General features: G+C 55.3%; 6 protein-coding genes. 3 read left to right on the top strand and 3 right to left on the bottom strand.

All coding sequences use genetic code 11. From position 1 onward, the window contains the following. The first annotated feature begins 88 nt into the window (after positions 1-88). Positions 89-1,387: an alpha-glucosidase/alpha-galactosidase gene (melA, locus tag DQX05_RS27640; protein ID WP_119796496.1), complete on the top strand. Its 1,299-nt coding sequence runs from the start codon at positions 89-91 to the stop codon at positions 1,385-1,387. A gap of 99 nt (positions 1,388-1,486) precedes the next feature. On the opposite strand, the gene DQX05_RS27645 is transcribed toward melA, so the two are convergent. Next, positions 1,487-2,539: a YeiH family protein gene (locus tag DQX05_RS27645; protein ID WP_119796497.1), complete on the bottom strand. Its 1,053-nt coding sequence runs from the start codon at positions 2,537-2,539 to the stop codon at positions 1,487-1,489. Positions 2,540-2,952: 413 nt separating this feature from the next. Here DQX05_RS27645 and DQX05_RS27650 point away from each other — a divergent pair, with 413 nt between their 5' ends. Further along, positions 2,953-3,837, top strand: coding sequence for a LysR family transcriptional regulator (locus DQX05_RS27650; RefSeq protein WP_119796498.1), 885 nt, complete (start codon positions 2,953-2,955; stop codon positions 3,835-3,837). 172 nt (positions 3,838-4,009) lie between these two features. Here the strand turns inward: DQX05_RS27650 and DQX05_RS27655 are convergent, their stop codons facing one another. Then, positions 4,010-4,720, bottom strand: a complete 711-nt coding sequence (locus DQX05_RS27655; RefSeq protein ID WP_119796499.1) for a TerC family protein — start codon at positions 4,718-4,720, stop codon at positions 4,010-4,012. A gap of 368 nt (positions 4,721-5,088) precedes the next feature. Here DQX05_RS27655 and msrA point away from each other — a divergent pair, with 368 nt between their 5' ends. Then, a complete protein-coding gene (gene msrA, locus DQX05_RS27660; RefSeq protein WP_119796500.1) occupies positions 5,089-6,063 on the top strand; it encodes a peptide-methionine (S)-S-oxide reductase MsrA in 975 nt (324 codons plus the stop codon). Positions 6,064-6,185: 122 nt separating this feature from the next. On the opposite strand, the gene DQX05_RS27665 is transcribed toward msrA, so the two are convergent. Then, the gene (locus DQX05_RS27665) at positions 6,186-7,052 is read right to left on the bottom strand and encodes a DUF4261 domain-containing protein (protein WP_259392270.1); all 867 of its coding nucleotides are present in this window, start codon (positions 7,050-7,052) and stop codon (positions 6,186-6,188) included. Positions 7,053-7,142 lie beyond the last annotated feature (90 nt).

Below are 7,142 nucleotides of genomic sequence, written 5' to 3' on the forward strand. Positions count from 1 at the left end.
TTGTAACGCATCTGCGTGCAAGTTGCATCAGACCATGAAAAATTTAATTAAGATCTTATTCTCAGTCCATCGAAAGGATGATCTTGCTATGGGTAAAATTACGTTTCTCGGTGCCGGAAGCACGGTATTTGCCAAAAATGTGTTGGGCGACTGTATGCTGACGCCTGCGTTGCAATCGTTCGAGCTGGCCTTGTTCGATATCGATCACGAACGCCTCCGGGATTCCGAGCTGATGTTGAATAATCTGGTCGCATCGACCGGCAGCAAGTGCCGGGTGGTCGCTTATCACGACCGCAAGGAAGCGCTTCGCGGCGCCAAGTATGTCGTCAACGCGATTCAAGTCGGCGGCTATGATCCATGTACGATTACCGATTTCGAGCTTCCGAAAAAATACGGCTTGCGCCAAACGATCGCCGATACGGTCGGCATCGGCGGAATTTTCCGCAATCTGCGCACCATCCCGGTCATGCTCGACTTCGCGAGAGACATCCAGGAGGTCTGTCCGGATGCGTGGTTCCTCAATTATACGAATCCGATGGCGGTTTTGACTAACGTTATGATTACGCATGGCGGCGTGAAGACGGTTGGCTTATGTCACAGCGTTCAGGTGTGCATGCCTTGGCTGTTCGACCATCTCGGCATGGATTCTACGGGGGTGCAGACGAAAATCGCCGGCATCAACCATATGGCCTGGCTTCTGGAAGTGACGAAGGACGGTCAAGATCTGTACCCGGAGATTAAGCGTCGGGCGGCGGAGAAGCAGAAGGAAAAGCATCATGATATGGTGCGCTATGAGCTGATGTTCAAATTCGGTTATTATGTCACCGAGTCGTCCGAGCATAATGCCGAATATCATCCGTATTTCATCAAGCGGGCCTATCCGGAGTTGATCGACAAGCTGAACATTCCGCTGGATGAATATCCGCGCCGCTGCGTGAATCAGCTCGCCTCCTGGAAGGAGATGCGCGACAAGCTGGTGAACGATACCCGACTGGAGCATGACCGTTCGCATGAATATGCTTCCTATATCTTCGAGGCAATGGAGACGGGGGTGCCGTTCAAGATTGGCGGCAACGTCATGAATACGGGGCTGATTCCGAATCTTCCGGCGGAAGCCTGCGTCGAGGTGCCTTGTCTCGTCGATCGCAGCGGCGTGACGCCAACCTATGTCGGCAATCTGCCGCCGCAGCTGGCTGCGCTGAATCGTACCAATATCAACACGCAGCTCTTGACGATCGAAGCGGCTATCACCGGCAAGAAGGAGCATATTTATCACGCCGCGATGCTCGATCCGCATACGTCCGCCGAGCTCAGCCTCGACGATATCGTAGCGCTATGCGACGATATGATTGAAGCGCATGGCAGCTGGCTGCCGGCGTTCCGCTAAGCTTCGGCCCGTCTCCATCGGCGCAGACGAACAGACAGACCGTATCTCCTCCCGCGAGGAGATGCGGTCTGTTTTCGTCCGCTGCCCGTTCAAGCGGCATTAGGCCAGCCCGAGAAGATGGACCAGGGCGAAGCCGAGACCCGACAGCAGCACCGAACCGATAAGCCCAGCCGCGAACGAGGTCAGGCCAAGCCGGCGGAACGCGACCAGATCGACATTCAGGCCAAGACCGGCCATCGCCATCGCGATCAGCATATAAGCCAGCGTCACAATGCCGGAAGCGATATCGGCCGAGATGATGCCCAATGAATTGATGCCGCTCACGATCAGGAAGCCAAGGATGAACCAAGGAATCGGTATCGTGCGCCAGGACAGCTTCGTGCTGTTCCCCTTCTCCCGCTGCTCGGCCCGATTCGCCCAGATGCCGACGAGGATCGCTACCGGAACGAGAAGCGCCACCCGGGTCAGCTTCACGATGACCGCCATATCGACCGCGCCGTCGCCTCCAGGGGCTGCGGCCGCAATGACGTGCGCAATCTCATGCAGCGTTGCGCCCGCGAAGATGCCGTACCCATTCTGCGTCAATCCGAGCACCGGATACAAAAAGGTATATAAAAGCGTAAAGATCGTGCCCAATATCGCGACCATGGCCGCGCCAATCGCCGTCTCCTCGTCCTTGGCCTTAATCTGAGGCGAGATCGCGACCACCGCAGCCGCCCCGCAAATAGCCGTGCCGCATGCCGTCAGAATACCGAGCCGTTTCTCAACCTTGAACAGCCTTGCCAATCCATAGACGACACTAATGGCGAATATAATGACAATGACCGCAATCAGAAATACTTTCGGCCCCGCATGGACAATATCCATCAGGTTCAGCCGCATCCCGAGCAGGATAATCCCGAGGCGAAGCAGCTTCTTGCTTGAAAAATTTGTGCCCGCCACAATCTGATCGGGCACGCCGAGCGTGGCACGCCACAGAATACCGATCAAGATAGCGATAACAAGCTGACCCATAATGCTAAGGAACGGAAGCCCGGCTAAATACTTGGCAGCCAGCGCGATGACAAGCGTCAACCCGATTCCGAGCGCAAATCCGAGTCTGTTCCGCTGCTTGCGGGCCTTGCTTGCGCCAAGTCCTTCTCCCTGACTCATGTTTTTCCCCCAATTCTGTCTGATAGCATTTTCACATTGCAGCGTTTGAGCGATAAAGTATCAAACGCGCGGCATTGTCCAGCGCTTTCCTCCAGCCCCTTCCTGCAGCTCCCGATGTGAGGATGGCGCCGCTTGTAGATCCTTGTTCCGCTTTTCAATGCCCGTCAGCTCCCGAACTTCTCCCCGCCCACCTGCATGTGAACCCTGATTCCATAATCAACTATAAGCCGAAATGAGCTTCATGTGAAATACCAATATGCTATCCGCACGATTAGGAAAACTTATGCTTGCCCGGACGGCGGCATCCGGATTGTTCCATTCGGGATAAAGGGATACAATGGGAGAGGGTAAAAGCAAGCGATTACATCAACAGAATTGTCTGTCCACCTTGATGGACACCGGAGGATTCATACATGATTGTCGACACGTTGAAAGTATATGTAACCGTTGTGGAGCAGTGCAATTTTTCGAGAGCCGCCAAGCTACTCAATCTGTCCCAGCCGGGCGTAAGCATGCATATCCGGAACCTGGAGAACGAATTCGGCATCAAACTGATTCACCGCTCTCCCCGGCATGTGAAGACGACAGACGCTGGACATATCCTATACCAGCGGGCCAAGCAAATGCTTGCTCTATATGATAACGCCAAGGAAGAAATCCATCTGCTGCGGGATGAAGTGACCGGTTCGCTGAAGGTGGGAGCCAGCTTCACCATCGGGGAATATATTTTGCCGCGGCTGATCGCGGAATTTGCCCGTCAATATCCGCAGGTCGATATCCAGGTGATGATTGCCAACACGGAAGAAATCGCACAAGCCGTGCGGGCGAATGAGCTCGATGTCGGACTCGTCGAAGGCAAGGTCGACTATGCCGATATTTTGGTGGATCACCCGTTCATGGAGGACGAGATGATTCTCGTCGCCCCCCCGGATCACGAGCTGACGGCGCTGCCGAAGCTGGAGGCGTCCATGCTTCAGGATCAAATTTGGATTCTGCGCGAGAGCGGCTCGGGAACCCGCTCCTACAGTGAGCAATTTATTCGCGATCTCGGCGTGGAGCCGAAGCGCACCTATGTGTTCAACAGCAGCCAAGGGGTAAAGGAGGCCGTTCTCGCCGGTCTTGGCATCGCTCTGCTCTCCCGTTGGGTCATCCATAAGGAATTGGAAGCGGGCGAGCTGCGCCGTATTCATGTTAAGGGAGGCCGCGTCATTCGCCCGTTCTTCATCCTGCAGGATACGAAGGCAGCGTCAACCATGGCTATGAAAATGCTGATACAGCAGGTTCGGCAGCTGTCCTGACCGATTCCTACGGGAGGAATGGCACCAATAGGCCCCTCCCTTCATAGAATGATACCACTGGACACTCTGTATAGGGATATAGGCATCACTCCCTATCGCGGCTCTCCCCGTGTATGTTCCTCCATGGCAAAAGCCGAAGGCAGAGCCTTCGGCTGGAGTCATGCCCGGACGATTACTCGCCCTGGGCACGGTGATGATGGAGTTCCGGATGATCGTCCGCTTCCTGCGCCCGATTCCGCTTAATGATAAGCCCGGTGGCGACGACACCCAGCACGATGATCGTCTCGAATCCGTATTTGATGAACGGATTGGTGAAGTACGGGGCGACAAATTTTTCAGCCACGAGCATTTTGGAGGCGGTCCAGGCCAGCACGGCGGAGCCCAGCACGATAATAACCGGATAACGCTCGATAAATTTGAGCACAATCGTGCTTCCCCAGACAACAATCGGAAGCGAGATTATCAATCCGAGAATGACCAGGAACGGATGTCCCTTGGCGGCGCCCGCCACAGCCAGCACGTTATCGATCCCCATAGCCGCGTCAGCGATGATAATGGTGCCGACGGCCGCTCCGATGCTGCTGCCGGCCTTGATGTTATGCTCCTTCTCTTCAATCATCAGCTTCACTGCAATCCAGAGCAGAAGAAGACCTCCGAACAATTGAAGTCCCGGAACCATCAGCAGGTAGACGACGAGCAAGGTGGCGATCGCCCTAATCACAATCGCTCCGCCAGTCCCCAAAATAATTACTTTTTTCTGATCCTGCTTCGGAACATTGCGTGCGGCAAGGCCAATAACGATGGCATTGTCCCCCGCCAGCACGAGGTCGATGACTACGATCGACAACAATGCCGTCCAGAATTCAATTGAGAATAGTTCCACAATGACTGCCTCCCATACTGTAGTATGCTTGATACTACGAAAAATAAAACAAGCCGTCACCACGAGGTGACGGCTCTAACAGATCAAAAAAGACCTTCACCATCGCAACCCGTGGCAAAGGTCTCGCAAACAACGTGTACGTTGCCAGTACCGCCGGGGACGAGGCGGCTCGATCCCGTAATGACGACGAATACTGTGCTAGCTACTCCCCTTTGTGGAGTATCGTTTTCGATATATTCATACTAGCACGGATTGGCAGCATATACAACCCTGATCTTTCAGCGGGGGCGCCCATTTTGCAATGCGGCTATGTTGTCTCGCGGCATCCATTTGGGTATGATATGGCTATGCAAAGGAGTTGAAATCTAATGAGCGACCATACTCAACCTTCTCTGGAAAAGGCGACTTTCGCAGGCGGCTGCTTCTGGTGCATGGTGACTCCGTTCGAGGAGTTGCCCGGGATCCGCTCGATTGTCTCCGGATATACCGGCGGGCATACCGAACATCCGACCTATGAAGAAGTGTGCACCGACCAGACTGGCCATGCGGAGGCCGTGCAGATTACGTTCGATCCCGCCGTATTTCCTTATAAAAAGCTGCTGGAGCTGTTCTGGCAGCAGATCGATCCGACCGATCCGGGCGGACAATTCTACGATCGGGGCTCATCATACCGGACTGCGATCTTCTACCATAACGAGAAGCAGCGGGAGGAAGCGGAGCAATCCAAGCGGGAGCTGGAGCGCAGCGGCCGCTTCGACAAGCCAATCGCAACCGAGATTGTCCCGGCGTCCGCCTTCTACCCTGCGGAGGAGCACCACCAGGACTATCATCGCAAGCAGCCTGCCCATTACAAGCGGTACCGTACCGGCTCCGGGCGCGATGCCTTCATCGCCAAGCATTGGAGCGTAAGCGAGCAGGACAAGGCCCGGCTGAAGGAAGAGCTCACCCCGATGCAGTTCCATGTCACGCAAAATAACGGAACAGAACCCCCGTTCCAGAACGAATTCTGGAATCATACGGGAGACGGCATCTATGTCGACATCGTCTCGGGCGAACCTCTGTTCAGCTCGCGCGACAAATATGATGCAGGGTGCGGATGGCCAAGCTTCACGAGACCGCTCCGCTCTTATCATATCGAAGAGAAGCGTGACCTGTCCCACGGCATGGTACGCACCGAAGTGCGCAGCCGCTACGGCGACTCTCATCTCGGGCATCTGTTCGATGACGGTCCCGGACCGAACGGACTGCGCTACTGCATCAATTCCGCCGCTCTGCGCTTCATTCCGAAGGAGAAGCTGGAAGAGGAAGGCTATGGCGAATATGCCGACTTATTTGCCGATTGATGGGCTTGCCGGCCCTTGGTCCAGAGCGACAGAGCGCTTGCTTCGGATCAAGGGCCGGCGGCCGCTTGGCTGAAGCAGTGGCTGCCGCTCTGAAGTCATTGCGGGACTTTTAAGACGCCAGGCTATTCCGGACGATGCTCCCGGCCATGATGCTGGATGCCCGCATAGTGCTCCGGGCCGGGGTTCAGATCAAGCACATATCGCATCGGCCCCGCCAAAGCAAGCTGATGCTCGCACTGCCAGCGAATCTCCTCCGAGCCAACCGTCTCGCCATCTTGGATAATATCCCCGTGCTCGTACAAATAGTACCCGATATCGCCAACCCACGAGGCCACTTCATTCGGCTCCATCCCCCGAAAATGACACTGGACATCCGGCAAGCCGAGCGCCGCCAGGCCGCAGGTATCCATAATCATCTCGTCTCTGCCATGCACGTGATAGAAGCGGAGATTCATCGCCCCGTATAAGCGCTGGCCGGCTTCGAGCGCAGCCGCATAGGCTTGAGGATGGACAATCTTGTCGCTGGCCTGGAAATAGATAGCCTCACAAGGTGTCGTCTCCAGCAAAGCCCGAAGCGCACCTCCAATGAGCTGCAGACGCTGCTTATACTCCAGGCCGCGCGCACAGAAATCGGTCAGCAGCAAGGAGTGGCGGCAGCCGGCAACAGCTTCTCTCGCATCCGGCCAATGCCAGGCTTGCTGCAGTGCCGTCTCGAAGGCTGCCTCCTCCACCGGCTTATCCGATGTCATGATGCATGTCTGTGCCGGAAGCGCTCCCTCCTGATACTCGATCATATGATTCAGATGGAAAAAGTGCATCATGCCGACTGCTTCTGTAACTTCGCTCTCATTAGACTCCCATACCGCCAGCGAATCGCCCGGCTCCTCTGCTTCCTCCTCGTCCTCCGCGCAGTGAATCTCTCCGGTATACTGCTGCATTTTTCCGTACAGCGTCTCCCGGTCCAGCTCTGGCTTGTCCTTGTACAGCACTTGAATGACATATACATCAGCAAATCCGGATTGATCTAGAGTGTGTCTTCAAACTATAAGCTCACATTAAAACATGGTAAACTTAACCTA

The sequence above is a fragment of the Paenibacillus thiaminolyticus genome, assembly GCF_003591545.1.
GTDB classification, from domain to species: domain Bacteria; phylum Bacillota; class Bacilli; order Paenibacillales; family Paenibacillaceae; genus Paenibacillus_B; species Paenibacillus_B thiaminolyticus_A.